Below are 14,784 nucleotides of genomic sequence, written 5' to 3'. Positions count from 1 at the left end.
CATGTACCCCTCCAACACTCAAGCTGCCCAGTATCAATGGCACTGCCCCGGTTGAGCCGGGGTCTTTCACCACTGACTTAAACAGCCGCCTACGCACCCTTTAAACCCAATAAATCCGGACAACGCTTGCACCCTCCGTATTACCGCGGCTGCTGGCACGGAGTTAGCCGGTGCTTATTCATCTGGTACCGGCAATTTCCCCCGCGGGGGCCTTTTCTTCCCAGATAAAAGCAGTTTACAACGCAGAACGCCGTCTTCCTGCACGCGGCATGGCTGGGTCAGACTCTCGTCCATTGCCCAATATTCCCTACTGCTGCCTCCCGTAGGAGTCTGGCCCGTATCTCAGTGCCAGTGTGGGGGACCTTCCTCTCAGAACCCCTACTGATCGTCGCCTTGGTGGTCCGTTACACCGCCAACCAGCTAATCAGACGCATGCCCATCCCATACCGATGAATCTTTAATCATTAACCCATGCGGGTCAATGATGCCATGGGGTATTAATCCAGATTTCTCCGGGCTATCCCCCTGTATAGGGTAGGTTGCATACGCGTTACGCACCCGTTCGCCACTCTCTATATCCCGAAAGATATATACCGTACGACTTGCATGTATTAGGCCTGCCGCTAGCGTTCATCCTGAGCCAGGATCAAACTCTCCATTGTAAATTATCATTATTATACACTGTCCATGGGACCGCACGAGGCAAATCCCATAAACGTCTCCCTGTCTGTTCCCAGGTTATTGTTTTTTTCGTCTTACATCACTTCAAAGAACTTGGCGCCACCCGTTTGTGGCCCTTGTCAGCGGCTTAAACCTCCCGGTTTTTGCCCCGTTTTTCCCCCTTCCTTGCCGAAGGGAGTGCAAAGGTAAGCGTTATTTCTTTATCCGCAACACCCCTCGCGAAATTAATTTTAAAAATTCCCGGGAGGCTAACCTCCCCGTCTTTTGTCCCCTTCTCTTCCGATGGGTGCGCAAAGGTAAGCGGTCATCCCTGACTTCCAAACCCCGCGGCAAAATTAATTTTTTTCAATATCCCTCTGGAGGCTCCCCTCCTTTTCCACGACCCCGTTTGTGTCGTTTGGGAGTGCAAATATCCACCTTTTTTATTTATTGACAAGACCGGACTCAAAGAAATTAATGAAAAAGTGACTGGAATTTCGCAGTCCTTTAATTATCAGGACTTTTGTTTTTTATAAAGAGGAACAGTACTACACGGCTCACCATACATAATGGATTTTGCACGGCTTTGCACCAATGAAATAATTTTGCCGTAGGCGAATAACGGAATAGGAAAATCACTACATCCTTTGACAACAACGGGACGGTCAGTAAATGAATCTAAATCCAAGTTCTTCAGACATTTCTCAGCTATCATCACTTCAAGTTCTTTTAAATCTCCGATCGCATAGCCCAACGCAATTGAATCAAGATAAGTAGCTACTAGCATAAACGCCCAGTTAGGCACAATAGCATCTGCTGAACAAGTAATAGCCACCCACTTATTCTCATATTGGCTCCAATCTATATCTTTGAGAGCAGCACGAAAATCCTTTTCCCTTAATATCAATTCCTGAAAAAGAAAGGGCTTAATATCAAAAATAACCCGCTCTTCCCGAGGATAGCTTTCTTCCAGATTGATTGTAATAATAGGACTGCTTGCCACTCTGTTTATTATTTCACTCATATCAGTAATGGGTTTTTCTTAGACTGGAGTGCTTTAAACTCCTTTAAGTAATTCGGTACGAAATAAGCCAAATCAGCAAATTCACCTTTTTGAAATTTTCCGAAAGCTAATGAACCGATATACCCTGCTGAAATCTGTACTTCTAAAAACACAGCATTAGGGTGTGTGATTACTTCACTAACCTTCTTCACAGCATCACCTACAAAATACACCTTCCCTATTTTCAGTAATTCAAAATAGGAATTGGTGTCAATAATTTCCGAATCAAGTTCATTGATGGGGTTAAGATCCATGTCAAATACTTGCCGATATACTTCCATCCTCCTCGCGTCGAGCATGGCTACTAACATCCCTTTATCTTCTACCAATAAGCTAGCTCCATAGGCTAATGCTGCAAGTGTGCTAACGGCCACCAAAGGTATGTTTCTGGCAAACGCCAATCCTTTGGCCACTGAAGTCCCAATTCTTAATCCCGTGTAAGATCCTGGCCCCTCTGATACAGCTATAGCATTGATATCTGTGATGGGAAGTCCGCATTCTTTCAGAAGGTCATCAATCATACCCATCAACTTTTCTGAATGGGCACCTGGAACATCCAGGGACTTCTCACCCAAGAGTTCTCCACTACGGTGAAGTGCAATAGAACATATGGGTGTGGAAGTCTCCAAGGAGAGTATAACTGCCATGTCTTTTACTTTGAAGAGGCACTTAACAACGCATTGATTTTTGTAGGATTTTTCAAATACTCCTTGGCCAACATCACCTCTTCATCATCCTGCAATCCAGACTGGATCATGCCTTCCTGGAAATAGTATCTTGATACAATTTCCTGAGAAAGGATTTTTTTGATTTCTTCCTTGTTAGTGACCAAATCCTGCTCTTTACTGTGGTTCACTCTTTTTTCGAGCGAATCAATCTGAGCTTTAATCTCATCGTAATATGCTACTTTCTCCGCATTTTTTCGCATATCCTCTACAGACTTCTCCAGATAGGTGGTATAATCATATTCCTTATCTTCCAGCCATTTTACGAATTCCTCATAATCTCTATCCGATATAGAGAACGTGGCTGCGTCAGATATCCCTTTATGCTCATAGAAGTATTTGGTTCCGTAATCAAACACATGATTTCTAGCCACCAAACTGTACGAAATGGGTGAATAGCTTTTTTGCTCTACTTCCTCATCTGGTTCGATCCCCGCACCATCAAGTACCACCCTGCCATTTTTGGTTTTAAATGCTTTTCTCAATGAGTCCGGAACAGTAACCAGCTCATGATTTTCTCTACTTTGCAGGTAATCAATGGCTTGGATACATCGCCCACTAGGAATGTAATATTTGGCGGTAGTTACTTTCATCTGGGCATTATAGCTCAATGGAACCGTTGTTTGTACCAGTCCTTTGCCAAAGGATTTTCTCCCTACCAAAACCGCCCGGTCATAATCCTGTAAAGCTCCCGCAACAATTTCTGAAGCAGAAGCGCTATGTTCATTTAATAAGACTACCAAAGGAATAGTCTTGTCAACTGGTGTTTTAGTGGTTTTATAGGTGTAGTTTACATTTTCGAGCTTGCCTATAGTCTTTACTACTTCTCTTCCTTTTGGAATAAAAAGATTGACAATCTCCACGGCCTCATTTACCAGTCCTCCTGGATTATCACGCACATCAAGTACCAGGCGATCTATTCCCCGGCTTTTCAGGTCAACCAATGCGTTCCTTACTTCAGTGGAAGCATTAGTAGTAAATTCCGCCAGTTTGATATAACCTGTATTCTCATCAAGCTTACCATAATAGGGGACATTCTTTATAGCTATTTTTTTTCTGATTATATCAAATTCCAAGGTATCCTTATCTCTTTTTATTTGTAAATGAACCGGCGTATTTGCCGGACCCTTTAGAAGAGAAGACACATCTGCCGTCCCCATGTCCGTGACATCGGTAGTATCAATTTTCAAAATATAATCAGCGATCTTTAAACCTACGGTTTGTGCCGGAAAGCCTGTATAGGGCATAATCACCATACTCCCTTCGCCTCTGTTGCCGATCAAGGCACCTATCCCCGCGTATTCTCCTGTAGTCATCATACGGAAATCATCTGATTCCTCTTCTGGTATATAGGTGGTGTAAGGGTCGAGTTCCTCCAGCATCGCATTGATACCAATAGACACCAACTCATCCGGATCTATATCATCTACATAATAAGAATCAAGTTCTCTGATGAGGGTCGCAAAAATGTCTATGTTTTTGGCTAAAGCAAAAAGCTTATCGTTCTTAGCTTTGAAGGCAAAGAAACCTGTAAGTACAAAAACTCCTAAAAATAAGATCAGGAGGGATTTTTTCAGAGAATTATTCATGCAGTTTTTGATTTTCGCTTACTATGGAGGCTAATTTCCTTAAAGCTAATATAAGTTTTGTCTGAATTTCCGAAAATTTCATCAACTCGGAACTCACATACACCAAGCCAATAGCCATACTAGGGGCCGTAGATGGAATCAAATCCTTATTGAGTCTATAAGCTTCGCGCATCCTCCTCTTTACGAAGTTGCGTCCAACAGCCTTTTTGATTTTCTTCTTGGAAACGGAGAACAGCACCTGAGAGGTTCCATTTTCTTGTTCATTTTTAACTAAAAATTGGACTTTAAAAGGGTATAAAAAAAAAGAGGAACCTTCGTTAAAAAGTTCCTTGATAAGTTTGTCAGCATGAAGCCGTTCACTTTTTGGGAGTCTGTAATTCATCACAAGGACTATAATTCGCATGTAAACATACGAAAAACAGGCTAAGAATTACTTCTTCAAAGTTTTTTCAGAAGAAACAGTCAACTTGTGTCTTCCTTTTGCTCTTCTGGCTTTCAGCACTCTTCTACCGTTAGCAGAAGACATTCTTTCTTTAAAGCCGTGCTTATTTTTTCTTTTTCTACGAGAAGGTTGAAATGTTCTTTTCATGATCGAATATCTTTATCTAATTGCTTTCTAATTCTTTGTTCCCAGGGAATCACTCCCAAAAAGGACTGCAAAGATACGCACCATTTATTTAAATACAAATAGCCTAAAAAAACATTTGTTTTAAACCACACCCTTTCCAGATGATAAAATACCAATTCCAAGTTAACAATCCTCTGTCTCAATTTATACAAATCACGCTTAATATACCCGTGAAGCATCTTTCATTGGTCAGGTTGAGGCTTCCTGCCTGGAGAGCAGGACGATATCAGCTAGCAAACTACGTAAGAAATATCAGGAATCTCAATATTTTATCGCCGATCGGCAAAGTGATCCCTTACACTAAACTCTCCAAGGACAGCTGGGAATTCGAACCTGACCATGTAGGAGATTACCGGGTTGTCTATGAATATTATTGCGGCAAGATGGATGCAGGTTCCTGCTGGGTGGATGAGTATCAGATTTATCTGAACTTTGTTAATTGCTGCTTTGAAGTGGAAGGACAATCTGAAGAGAAAATCCAAGTGAGCGTAAACCATCCTTCCCACTTCCAGGCCTGCACCACTCTCATCAAAGAAAACCATGGCTTCTTTGCCTCCAATTTCCAGCAACTTGCGGACAGCAGCTTTCTGGCCTCCATAAGTCTCACATATGAGACTATTGAGGTTGGGGAAGTAAATTTCCATTTGTGGTTTAACGGCGATATTCATTTTGATTTAGCAGAATTCAGATTCAATATCAAGAACTTCATTGAGAAACAGATCGATGCATTCGGGGAATTTCCCGTAGCGGAGTACCACTTCATCTACCAACTCCTCCCCTATCCCCACTACCATGGAGTAGAGCATCAGCATGGCACAGTGATCACTTTTGGGCCTGCGGAAAGCCTGTCAGACCGATCTCAGATGAATGAGCTTATGGGTGTAAGTTGCCACGAGCTATACCATGCCTGGAATGTGTGCCAGATACGGCCAACTGAGATCATGCCCTATGATTTTGCTAAGGAAGCCTACCATAAAGCAGGATGGATAGTAGAAGGAATCACCACCTATATGGGGGATTTATTTCTACTTAGATCAGGTTATTTCTCACTGAGAGAATACTGTGAAACTTTTGAAAAGACATTGAACCGGGAATCAGTGAACTTCGGCTGGCAAAACCAATCCATTTTGGACTCAAGTTTTGACCTATGGGTGGACGGCTACGAAGCAGGTATTCCAGATAAAAAAGTCAGTATTTACACGCACGGGGCATTAATTGCCTTTTGTCTGGATTCTATGCTCCTGGACGAGAAGTCCTCCCTCCATCAGGTTATGAAGTTCCTTTGGAAACGGTTTGGGAAGCCTAAAATCGGATACACACTGGAGGAAGTATGGGAAGTTATACTTTCCCAAACAGAACACCCCATTTATTTCAACCAATTTTATTCAAATTACATATCTGGGAAAGAAAATATATTTCCCGTAGTGGAAAAACACTTGGCTTCATTAGGTTTTGACCTCGACAGCAAATCCAGAGAAGACCAACTATCATCTGATTACGGCATTTTAATTCAAAATGAAAAGATCATTAAAATACACCCAAATAGTGAGGCATTTGATAAACTTATGGTAGGTGATGTGATATTGGCTCATACGGTCAAGGATACATTGCTTCACTTGTCAATTGACCGCTTTGGAAGAAAAACCGAAGTGAAACTTGCCAAACACCTTTCCTTGCTGTTCAAGAATCATCTATTAGCTGATAAAAAACCAACTACAAAGAGAGCTTTATGGAACAATGGATAAAAAAAGGGGACTGTCCTAACGGATAGCCCCCTAACTTAAAATTCGTCCTCAATTAATTGAACAAGGAATCATCCACATCTTTATTAAGCTTGATAGAGGTTACTTTAGCTTCCAGTGGTACCGGCAGCATGGCGTTGGAAATGATCAATTTCATGGGCATCTTAAGACCATCTACTTCCTGATAATCTTTATAAGAAATTGTGCCCGCGGCTTTGGATACAGTTTGCAGCTTCAACCCTGTTGCTACACTATAATACTCCGTAGTATTAGTATCCCCTCCTGAATCAAAGGTGAGTTTATACGCCTCTTCCCCCTCTACCTGTTCTGTTCCATCGTAAGTGACAGTGATGCCAAGTTCCTCTAAATGTAACTCCTGAAAGCCATACATTTGGTTTTTGAAGGTGGCCAGTTGATCTTCTGTCAGGTCTTGGGATTGCCCCATTGCCATTACTTGGCCTGCCCCACCTTGGATGACTGTTTTGGAAACCACATTGCCGTTCATCTCCGTCACATTGAGCAACTTCTGGTTTTCCTGATCTATCACACTGTGAATTTCCAGATTCATGCCCTGAACTTCGGCTTGCATCTTCATTTCTATCGTGCGCACAGACTTCATCTTAGCCTCTCCGCCGATGGCTTTGACATAATTGCCGATTACCTCCTCGACAGAGTTTTCCTCAATGACCTGAATTGGTCTTTCTTTTTCACCTGCAAATGAAATCCAAGGTGCGGTCAATAGCCCTAAGGCTAAAACAATACAAGTTTTTCTCATGGTTAATTAATTAAAGTCTGACTCAGTCAATTCTGGATTGATTTCAAGATTGGTGATTTTGGCTTCCAATGGCACGGGGATCATCGCTGACTTAATAGTTTGCGTCATTGGTATCAGCACTCCACTTTTCTCCTCATAGTCGCTGTAAAAAGTATCGCCCGAAACAGGATTCTCATTTTTGATTTTCAATCCTGATTCTACCTCATAATAATTAGTGACCGTAGATCCTAAAGGAGTTGTCACGATCACCTTATAAGCAGGGGTTCCTTCCACATCTTTGATCCCATCTAGCTCCAGTGTATAGCCCATGGTCACGAAATGCAGCTCCGGTAGAAAAAACACACCAAGTTTAGCGGCATCCAACTGCTCGTCTGTCATGTCCATAGACTGTCCCTGTACACTTGCAGTACCTTTACCGTCTTTGATCACCGAAGTCTGCATTACATTTCCTCCCACAAGTGTTTTTTGGGCAAATCTCATATTGGCATCGTCATGAATCAGCTCAATGGTCAGCTGGGTACCCATTACCTCCGCTTGCATTTCTAGCTTAGCCGCCCTGATAGCACTGGCTTTTTCTAATCCCCCGATCGCGGAAATGTAGGCTTCAATCACTTTTTCTGAAGTCATATCTGCATCTACAGCTTCCATCTCTTTGGCTGGGAACCCCATATTATCGTACAATTTCACTTCGCCAAACTGGGCCAGTTTATCTTTAATCTCGGTACCATTTCCCACTGCGGTAATGTATAGCTTGCCTGGGTTAATCAGATTCTTCGCTGTTTTGTTGATATCATCTAGAGTCAGCTCATTCATCTTCTGCAGATAAGTCTCATAATAATCCTTCGGTAAGCCATACCGTTCTATGTTCAAAGCAAAACCTGCAATCGTAGATGGGCTTTCCAATGATCTGCCAAAGGAACCTGCGAGGTTAGCTTTAGCCTTATCCAATTCCTCCTGTGTTACTCCTTCTTCCACAAGACGGTTGATTTCATAAATAAATTCCACCACTGCGGAATCTGTCACTTCTGTCCTTACAGATGCATTTGCGGAAAATCTGCCCACCAGTTTATCCGGGGACAATGATGAATATGCCCCATAAGTATAGCCTTTGTCCTCGCGGAGGTTCATAAAAAGCCTAGAAGAAGATCCGCCACCAAATACCTGGTTCAATACACGGCTGGAAATGTAGTCCTCATCACCCACTGTAAGGTTGATAGGATGGGCTATATTAATTACCGTCTGCACAGATGAACTTCTATCTACCAGCGCCACCATGTTTTGGTCTGCGGGAGCGGGATCAGGATAGGTATAAGATGGAACCTCTCCTTGCTTCCACTCACTAAAATGAGCCTTCACTAGCTTTTCAGCTTCAGCTTTGCCCATATCTCCTACTATCGCCAGATACGCTATGTTTGGTTTAAAGAAAGTCTCATAATATTGTTTGATGTCCTCTACTGTTACATTTTTCAGGCTTTCTTCAGTGCGGACTTCCCCATAGGGATGATCTTTTCCATATACCATCGCACTTGATAACCTGCTTGAAATGGCATTAGGCTCATCCTTGCTTGTAGCCAAAGCAGTGATAGCTTGTTTTTTCAGCTTATCCAATTCTTCCTCCGGAAACACCGGGTTGAAAAGCACATCAGTCATCAAATCCAGGACTTTATCCTGGTGTTTTTTCAAAGAAGAACCTGAGACAGAAGTGGAAGATGCCCCGATAGAAGCCCCGATAAAATCGACTTCCTCATCAAATTCATCTTTAGTGCGATTTGTAGTACCGGCCGTGAGCATTTCTCCTACAAAACCCGTCATGCCCGCCTTATCCCCTTCCATGATAGGATCTCTCTCAAACACCAGCGTAAAAGAAACACGGGGAAGTTTATCGTTCTCTACTACAAAAACCTTCAGCCCGTTGTCTAGGGTAAAAGTCTCAGCTTCGCCAATTTTAATTACGGGCGCCGGACCGGCTTTTGGAAACTGACTTCTGTCCACCTGAGCAAAACTCACGGAAGACACCAAAAGGCCTAAAATAAAAGATATTGCTATTTTTTTCATGTGATTTCAATTGTTAGGGTGAATCAATTACTGCGCCGGCTCAGCTGGTTTTGGCAAATAATACAAAACCACGCGGCCATCAAGTGTCAAATATTCATTGGCAACCCGCTGAAGATCTTCTTTTGTCACCTGACTATAGGCGTCCATCACCTTATTCACATAGTTCGTATCACCATATATTACATGTGCCTCAGCTAGGTTCTCTGCCACACCTGCCATGGATGAATTACCGCTTACAATATCATTTTCCATGATGTTCTGAAGCTTTTCAAAGTCTCTATCAGAAATACCTCCATCCTGCACCTGCTTGATTAACTTATCAATTTCCGATTCAAGGTCATCCGGCTCCACTCCCATGTTGGTAATCCCATACATGATAAAAATACCTCCGTCTTCCAAATCCAAAGGTATTGCCGCCAAAGCCAAGGCTTTTTGCTGCTTATCTACCAGTTCTTTGGTCATTAAAGATGAATTTCCACCGGTTAGATAGGTAGAGAGCATAGACATCGCATAGGAGTCTTTATCCGTTTTTCGAGGGAGATTATAGGCTTGGATCACTGCGGGAATCTGGATATTGTCATAGATCACATCCCGGACTTCTGCGGTTTTCTTTGGCTCAGCCACATCAGGTCGGTAGATTGCTTTCTCGCCTTTTGGTATTTCAGCAAAGTATTTTTTTACCCACTCTTCGGTCTGCTCATAATCAATATCTCCAGCTATAGTCAATGTCGCATTGTTCGGCACATAAAAATCTTTGTAAAACTGCTGGAACTCCTCAATAGATGCCGCATTCAGATCATCCAGTGAGCCAATCGGTGCCCAACGGTAAGGATGCTGAGTATAGGCTCTTTTTAGTGTTTCTATGAGAATACTTCCATAAGGCCGGTTATCGTAGCTCTGGCGCTTTTCCTCCTTCACTACTTCCCGCTGAGTCTCCACACCAGTTTGATCCACTTTTGCATGGAGCATGCGCTCACTTTCCATATAAAGAGCGAGCTCTAGTTCATTGGAAGGCAGGGATTCATAGTAATAGGTAATATCATTTGACGTGTAGGCATTTAGCGTTCCTCCATGTGCTTGGATGATATTCATGTATTCACCTCGTTCTATATTTTCAGATCCTTCAAACATCAAATGCTCAAAAAAGTGTGCAAAACCAGTTCTGTCCGGCTGCTCATTCTTGGATCCTACGTGATATAGGACTGAAGTCACCACGATTGGTGTTGTGTTGTCCTTATGCATGATCACATGCAGGCCATTGTCCAAGTCAAACTCCTTGAACTCAATTTTGGTTTGTGCATTTACCGGCAAGTTTAACATGCCTACCATCAAACCCAAAGCAGTAAGTTTTCTCATCATAGTATGCTGGATTTTATTCTCATTGGTTTTAAAATTAAAAATATTCTTAATCAGATAAGTCCCTCCAAAAGTCCAATTGCTCACTGATTAACCGTTTGACACAATTTACCCCTAAAAAAACACTAATTATTGTAATCTAAAAATTTAGGATAAATTATTTGTACTATTTTAACCTTAACGGCTTTTATATCAAGCCTTGTCCCTATTTGGCTTTGCTCCATGAAGGCACAAGAACGAGGTTAGTATGCTCTGAATTTGAGGATGTATTTAGCGGATTATTGTCTAAAAACGAGCGATCAAAAACAAAAAAAACCTGGAATTGTAATTTCCAGGGCTTTTTTTCACGGGTTTAGCTTTGCTAAGATTGCTTTGGCTTCATGCCATTGAAGCCGGGGCCCAAACTGACTTACTATCTTCGAACTTGCCATAGATGCCAGTTTTCCGCTCGATGCATAGCTATGGCCATTGGTAATACCATACATAAATGCCCCAGCAAACATATCTCCGGCGCCATTAGTATCAATAGCCGCAGTCGCATAAGGCTCTATATCAATAAACGTGTCCCCATCATAGATCAACGCTCCGTTTTTGCCTTGTGTGATCACAAAACGCTTGGCAAGCTTTTTCATTTCTTCTCTCGCATCAGAAAGATTATCTGTTCCAGTAAAAATCATCGCCTCCTCTTCGTTGGCAAAAAGTAAATCCACACTTGCTCCTATCACCTCATTCATAGGCTCCTTGAAGTACTTTACCATAGCTGGATCGGAGAAAGTCAAGGCCACCTTCACACCATTTTCCTCTGCCACCTTCTTGGCATACTTCATCGCTTCCTTGCCATTTTCAGAAGTGATCAAGTAACCTTCGATATATAGATATTTTGAATCCTTAATGGCCGCCTCGTTGACATCTTCGATAGAATAAGTCTGGGTGATTCCCAGAAAGGTATTCATGGTGCGTTCTGCATCCTCGGTCACCATGACCAGACATTTCCCAGTAATACCTTCCGCCAGGTTATTTTCATTTAGATTATGGGCGACACCGGCATCTTTCATATCGTTCATATAGAAATGCCCCATTTCGTCATTGGCCACTTTGCAGGAATAGTAGGACTTGCCTCCAAACTGACTGATAGCTATCACTGTATTTCCAGCCGATCCTCCACATTGCATCTTCGCATGCACTGTATCGATCACATTCATCAACGCATTTTGACTTGGTTCATCTACCAGGGTCATCAGCCCTTTTTCTACGCCATTATCAGCAAAAAACTGATCAGTTACCTTGAATTCTATATCTACTAGGGCATTTCCTATCCCTGTGACGTCGTATTTTTTCATTTTTTCAGTATTGGAAAATTGTAATATTTTAAAATTGAAATATTGGAAAATTAAGTTTAGAGATTGGTACTACTTCGTAATTCGACATCCAGTATGCTTCATTTGATATTAAAAGATTGGAAAATTAAGCACAACTCTACTTTCAATCTCGTACTTCGTAGATCGTCAATCAAATATCTTGTGTCTTTCAAAAGGCTTCTCCCGATCAAATAGATACCGATAAGTATGATGAGTTTTGTATATCTCCGCCAAAAGCTGCTCACACACACGCATCATCTTTGGATTAAAATCCCCTATCCAGTTCATTTCTATGGTTTTGTATGGAAAGCTTGGCTTGCCACTCATCTTATCATAGCTTAGAATCATGGCGCTTTCCACCCCTTTGCCTTGATGCTCTGGAACCACACCAAATACCAAACCGAGCATTTTATTGGGCGGTGAAAAGGTTTTGTACCAAAGAAATTTGAGTTTTCCGATCAAATCCATCTTCCCGTTCACATGTTTGAAAATCTGGTTGATTTCTGGAATCTGGATAAAAAAAGACACCGGTTCACCTTTATAAAACCCGAAATAAATCAGCTTCTCGTCGATGATTGGCTTCATCTTGGCAAACATCATCTGGGCTTCCTTCAGTGCAAGGGATTTTCCCATATGCTGTGCCCAGGCTTTATTATAAACAGTCATAAAGTACTCAGGCGCTTTTTCCTTCAGTTCCTTACCTCTTAGGTAGCGAAAATCATAATCGGGATCATCCATAATCACCTTTGCCCTAGCAATCATTTTTTCATCGAAGCCGAGATTCTGAACAGGTCTGGCATAGGTAAATTGCTTGAAGTAAATCTGAAAGCCATAATCTTCGAATAACTTCTGGTAGTACTTGAAGTTCCAGGGCATGTTATAGTTTGGTTCGCTGAATCCATCCACGAGCAGTCCCCACCATTTGTCCCGCTCACCGAAATTGATCGGGCCATCCATAGCTTCCATGCCTTCGCTCTCCAGCCAAGCTTTTGCCGTATCGAAAAGTAAAAAAGCGGCCTCCTGATCATCTATGCACTCGAAGAAACCCAAACCTCCGGTCGGTTGCTTTTCCTTCATCTTTGGATTGATGAAAGCGGCCACCCGTCCTATGGTTTCGCCTTTGTCATTTTGCAAAAGCCAGCGCTTGGCCTTTGCCCCATTTCTAAAAAGCTTGTTGGTCTCCGGATGAAAAAGCCCCTCGATATCAGCATCAAGAGGCCTGATCCAATTCTTTTCGTTTTTATACAACCTCACAGCCATCTCTATAAACTCCTTCTGATGGGCAGGCGTGGTAACTTCGATCAATTGCATTCGGGTGATTTTAGTCGGCTAAATTAGGTAGATCGGGTGAAAAGGCAAAAAGTGAGTCGTCCTGCTTTTCCAGAAGCTGGGCTAAATCTAGGACTCATAAAATTAATACGGCATTAGTTTTTGATTGTCAATTCAAAAATAAAAAAGGATTCAGCGTAACTATCTGAAAGTTGATGCTTAAAAGGATCAGGAAGACGATCATAGTTTTCCATTATCCTTTCTCCTGAGATTCCAAAAAACAACTCTCCATCTTTGGAAAACTGTGGATTATGTAAGGCCATTGCTGAAATCGAATTATCGAAGATCCCAGGATAAATTGTTAGTTCATTAGATTGGAAATCGATTAACCCCAATTTTTGTCTCCCTTTATCACTCACTTGGAAAAGGACTCGTTCATTCCCAAGACCATATACTTCACCCATTAAATAGCTATAATTACGTTCATTGAAAAATGTTAACATATCCATCGCATGTTGGATTTGAAGAAATCTTTCCTTGTTTACCGCATCAGCACCAAAATCAACAATAACCAATGGCTTAAACCCCTTTTCATCTAAGACATAAATTGTGTCATTGAATGCTTGGGAAAAAAGTACTTGTTCATTCCAATTCGAAAAGGGTGCGTATGATTTATAGACAAAATTGTATTCATCCTTCCGAATAGGAAGTTCTTTTGACAATACGCCATTTCGATCAATTAATATATCATAGTCTTCCAAATCATCGATCCGATTATTGTAAGAAATAGTGGTTTGCTCATTAAGATTAAAGTGGAAGTGGGCTTTAAATGGAAGTTTTTCAGTGCTTACTTCTTCAAGGTTTTCATCAAAAAACACTATAGAATTTCCCCTAGAAATAATGCCAATATGATCTTGCTTTAAAACAACCTGAGTTATTGCGTCAGCATTTAACTTATCATCAAAACCAAAATCTATACTTTTAACCACCTTGCCATTGAGTCCAATTTGGTGAAGAGTGGTAACAACTCCTTGCTCAAATAAATAAAAATATCGATCTGACTTCAAAATTGTCGGCGTTCCTGTAATAGGATATCGGGTTTGAATTTCTATTATATCTAACTCTTTGCCTATTTCTGAAACTAATAATGGCTCCTCAGACATAATTGGCTGATAGGAAAAATGGGAAGGAGCTTTACTACAGCCAAAACTAATAAATAAAGAGAGGATAAACCAAATATTTATTCGAGTCATATATTATTTAAAACACTTAATTAATCACACCTTGGCTAAAGTTCCTAATAGCCAAGGTGTATATTCTTCCAAATCACCCACCTATTTCTGGTGGTTCGTCACAGAATCCTTGCCAATTTGCAAAACATTCATCTCCGCCTTCAAGCCTACAACGAATTACCCAATCTACCTCACTTCCCGCTGCACACCGTTGCCACACGATCTTGTATGGATTAGCAATTGCCACATTTGCAGGTAATGCGGCTAGGGACAAAATAAATAAACCCAATAAGCCAATAATCATTTTTTTCATAATATTAAAAGATTTAGTT

The 14,784-nt window shown here is 41.6% G+C and carries 13 protein-coding genes and 1 rRNA gene; 1 reads left to right on the top strand and 13 read right to left on the bottom strand.

The genetic code is table 11. The annotated features are described in order from the left end of the window. From LZF95_RS13120 to rpmH, 6 genes are all read right to left on the bottom strand, one after another. A 16S ribosomal RNA gene (locus LZF95_RS13120) occupies positions 1-662 on the bottom strand; the annotation flags it as partial. 512 nt (positions 663-1,174) lie between these two features. Then, positions 1,175-1,684 (bottom strand): DUF2480 family protein, encoded by a 510-nt coding sequence (locus LZF95_RS13115; protein ID WP_233755534.1) that lies wholly within the window; start codon positions 1,682-1,684, stop codon positions 1,175-1,177. Beyond that, positions 1,681-2,370, bottom strand: a complete 690-nt coding sequence (gene tsaB / locus LZF95_RS13110) for a tRNA (adenosine(37)-N6)-threonylcarbamoyltransferase complex dimerization subunit type 1 TsaB (protein ID WP_233755533.1) — start codon at positions 2,368-2,370, stop codon at positions 1,681-1,683. The genes LZF95_RS13115 and tsaB overlap by 4 nt, the downstream gene beginning before the upstream one ends. A 5-nt stretch (positions 2,371-2,375) precedes the next feature. Then, complete coding sequence (locus LZF95_RS13105; RefSeq protein WP_233755532.1) at positions 2,376-4,037, bottom strand: S41 family peptidase; 1,662 nt, start codon at positions 4,035-4,037, stop codon at positions 2,376-2,378. Beyond that, a complete protein-coding gene (gene rnpA / locus LZF95_RS13100) occupies positions 4,030-4,419 on the bottom strand; it encodes a ribonuclease P protein component (protein WP_233755531.1) in 390 nt (129 codons plus the stop codon). The genes LZF95_RS13105 and rnpA overlap by 8 nt, the downstream gene beginning before the upstream one ends. 48 nt (positions 4,420-4,467) lie before the next feature. Beyond that, a complete protein-coding gene (rpmH, locus tag LZF95_RS13095; RefSeq protein WP_091698287.1) occupies positions 4,468-4,626 on the bottom strand; it encodes a 50S ribosomal protein L34 in 159 nt (52 codons plus the stop codon). A gap of 140 nt (positions 4,627-4,766) precedes the next feature. Between rpmH and LZF95_RS13090 the strand changes: the two genes are divergently transcribed. Beyond that, positions 4,767-6,410 (top strand): M61 family peptidase, encoded by a 1,644-nt coding sequence (locus LZF95_RS13090; RefSeq protein ID WP_233755530.1) that lies wholly within the window; start codon positions 4,767-4,769, stop codon positions 6,408-6,410. Between the two features lie 52 nt (positions 6,411-6,462). On the opposite strand, the gene LZF95_RS13085 is transcribed toward LZF95_RS13090, so the two are convergent. The 7 genes from LZF95_RS13085 to LZF95_RS13055 form a co-directional block, all read right to left on the bottom strand. Beyond that, a complete protein-coding gene (locus LZF95_RS13085) occupies positions 6,463-7,182 on the bottom strand; it encodes a peptidase, M16 family protein (protein WP_233755529.1) in 720 nt (239 codons plus the stop codon). A gap of 6 nt (positions 7,183-7,188) precedes the next feature. Then, positions 7,189-9,237: a pitrilysin family protein gene (locus LZF95_RS13080; RefSeq protein WP_233755528.1), complete on the bottom strand. Its 2,049-nt coding sequence runs from the start codon at positions 9,235-9,237 to the stop codon at positions 7,189-7,191. A gap of 27 nt (positions 9,238-9,264) precedes the next feature. Continuing rightward, complete coding sequence (locus LZF95_RS13075) at positions 9,265-10,593, bottom strand: pitrilysin family protein (protein ID WP_233755536.1); 1,329 nt, start codon at positions 10,591-10,593, stop codon at positions 9,265-9,267. Positions 10,594-10,937: 344 nt separating this feature from the next. Further along, a complete protein-coding gene (locus tag LZF95_RS13070; RefSeq protein ID WP_233755527.1) occupies positions 10,938-11,933 on the bottom strand; it encodes an adenosine kinase in 996 nt (331 codons plus the stop codon). Positions 11,934-12,098: 165 nt separating this feature from the next. Next, entirely contained in the window at positions 12,099-13,262 is a 1,164-nt protein-coding gene (locus LZF95_RS13065; protein WP_233755526.1) for a hypothetical protein, read from the bottom strand. A 113-nt stretch (positions 13,263-13,375) separates the two neighbouring features. Next, positions 13,376-14,473 carry a 6-bladed beta-propeller gene (locus LZF95_RS13060; RefSeq protein WP_233755525.1) on the bottom strand — a complete coding sequence of 366 codons (1,098 nt, stop codon included), beginning with the start codon at positions 14,471-14,473 and terminating at the stop codon, positions 13,376-13,378. A gap of 73 nt (positions 14,474-14,546) precedes the next feature. Beyond that, positions 14,547-14,765 carry a hypothetical protein gene (locus LZF95_RS13055; RefSeq protein ID WP_233755524.1) on the bottom strand — a complete coding sequence of 73 codons (219 nt, stop codon included), beginning with the start codon at positions 14,763-14,765 and terminating at the stop codon, positions 14,547-14,549. Between the last annotated feature and the right edge of the window lie 19 nt (positions 14,766-14,784).

Origin of the sequence: Algoriphagus sp. AGSA1 (assembly GCF_021390545.1) — a bacterium.
Lineage (GTDB): Bacteria > Bacteroidota > Bacteroidia > Cytophagales > Cyclobacteriaceae > Algoriphagus.
The sequence above is the reverse complement of the archived record's forward strand: the minus strand, read 5'-3'. Positions and strand labels throughout refer to the sequence as shown.

What these genes read in the sequence shown, in the direction of transcription:
- LZF95_RS13115 (WP_233755534.1), bottom strand. Translation starts at nt 1,684, where the DNA reads ATGAGTGAAATAATAAACAGAGTGGCAAGCAGTCCTATTATTACAATC.
- tsaB (WP_233755533.1), bottom strand. Translation starts at nt 2,370, where the DNA reads ATGGCAGTTATACTCTCCTTGGAGACTTCCACACCCATATGTTCTATT.
- LZF95_RS13105 (WP_233755532.1), bottom strand. Translation starts at nt 4,037, where the DNA reads ATGAATAATTCTCTGAAAAAATCCCTCCTGATCTTATTTTTAGGAGTT.
- rnpA (WP_233755531.1), bottom strand. Translation starts at nt 4,419, where the DNA reads ATGAATTACAGACTCCCAAAAAGTGAACGGCTTCATGCTGACAAACTT.
- rpmH (WP_091698287.1), bottom strand. Translation starts at nt 4,626, where the DNA reads ATGAAAAGAACATTTCAACCTTCTCGTAGAAAAAGAAAAAATAAGCAC.
- LZF95_RS13090 (WP_233755530.1), top strand. Translation starts at nt 4,767, where the DNA reads ATGATAAAATACCAATTCCAAGTTAACAATCCTCTGTCTCAATTTATA.
- LZF95_RS13085 (WP_233755529.1), bottom strand. Translation starts at nt 7,182, where the DNA reads ATGAGAAAAACTTGTATTGTTTTAGCCTTAGGGCTATTGACCGCACCT.
- LZF95_RS13080 (WP_233755528.1), bottom strand. Translation starts at nt 9,237, where the DNA reads ATGAAAAAAATAGCAATATCTTTTATTTTAGGCCTTTTGGTGTCTTCC.
- LZF95_RS13075 (WP_233755536.1), bottom strand. Translation starts at nt 10,593, where the DNA reads ATGAGAAAACTTACTGCTTTGGGTTTGATGGTAGGCATGTTAAACTTG.
- LZF95_RS13070 (WP_233755527.1), bottom strand. Translation starts at nt 11,933, where the DNA reads ATGAAAAAATACGACGTCACAGGGATAGGAAATGCCCTAGTAGATATA.
- LZF95_RS13065 (WP_233755526.1), bottom strand. Translation starts at nt 13,262, where the DNA reads ATGCAATTGATCGAAGTTACCACGCCTGCCCATCAGAAGGAGTTTATA.
- LZF95_RS13060 (WP_233755525.1), bottom strand. Translation starts at nt 14,473, where the DNA reads ATGACTCGAATAAATATTTGGTTTATCCTCTCTTTATTTATTAGTTTT.
- LZF95_RS13055 (WP_233755524.1), bottom strand. Translation starts at nt 14,765, where the DNA reads ATGAAAAAAATGATTATTGGCTTATTGGGTTTATTTATTTTGTCCCTA.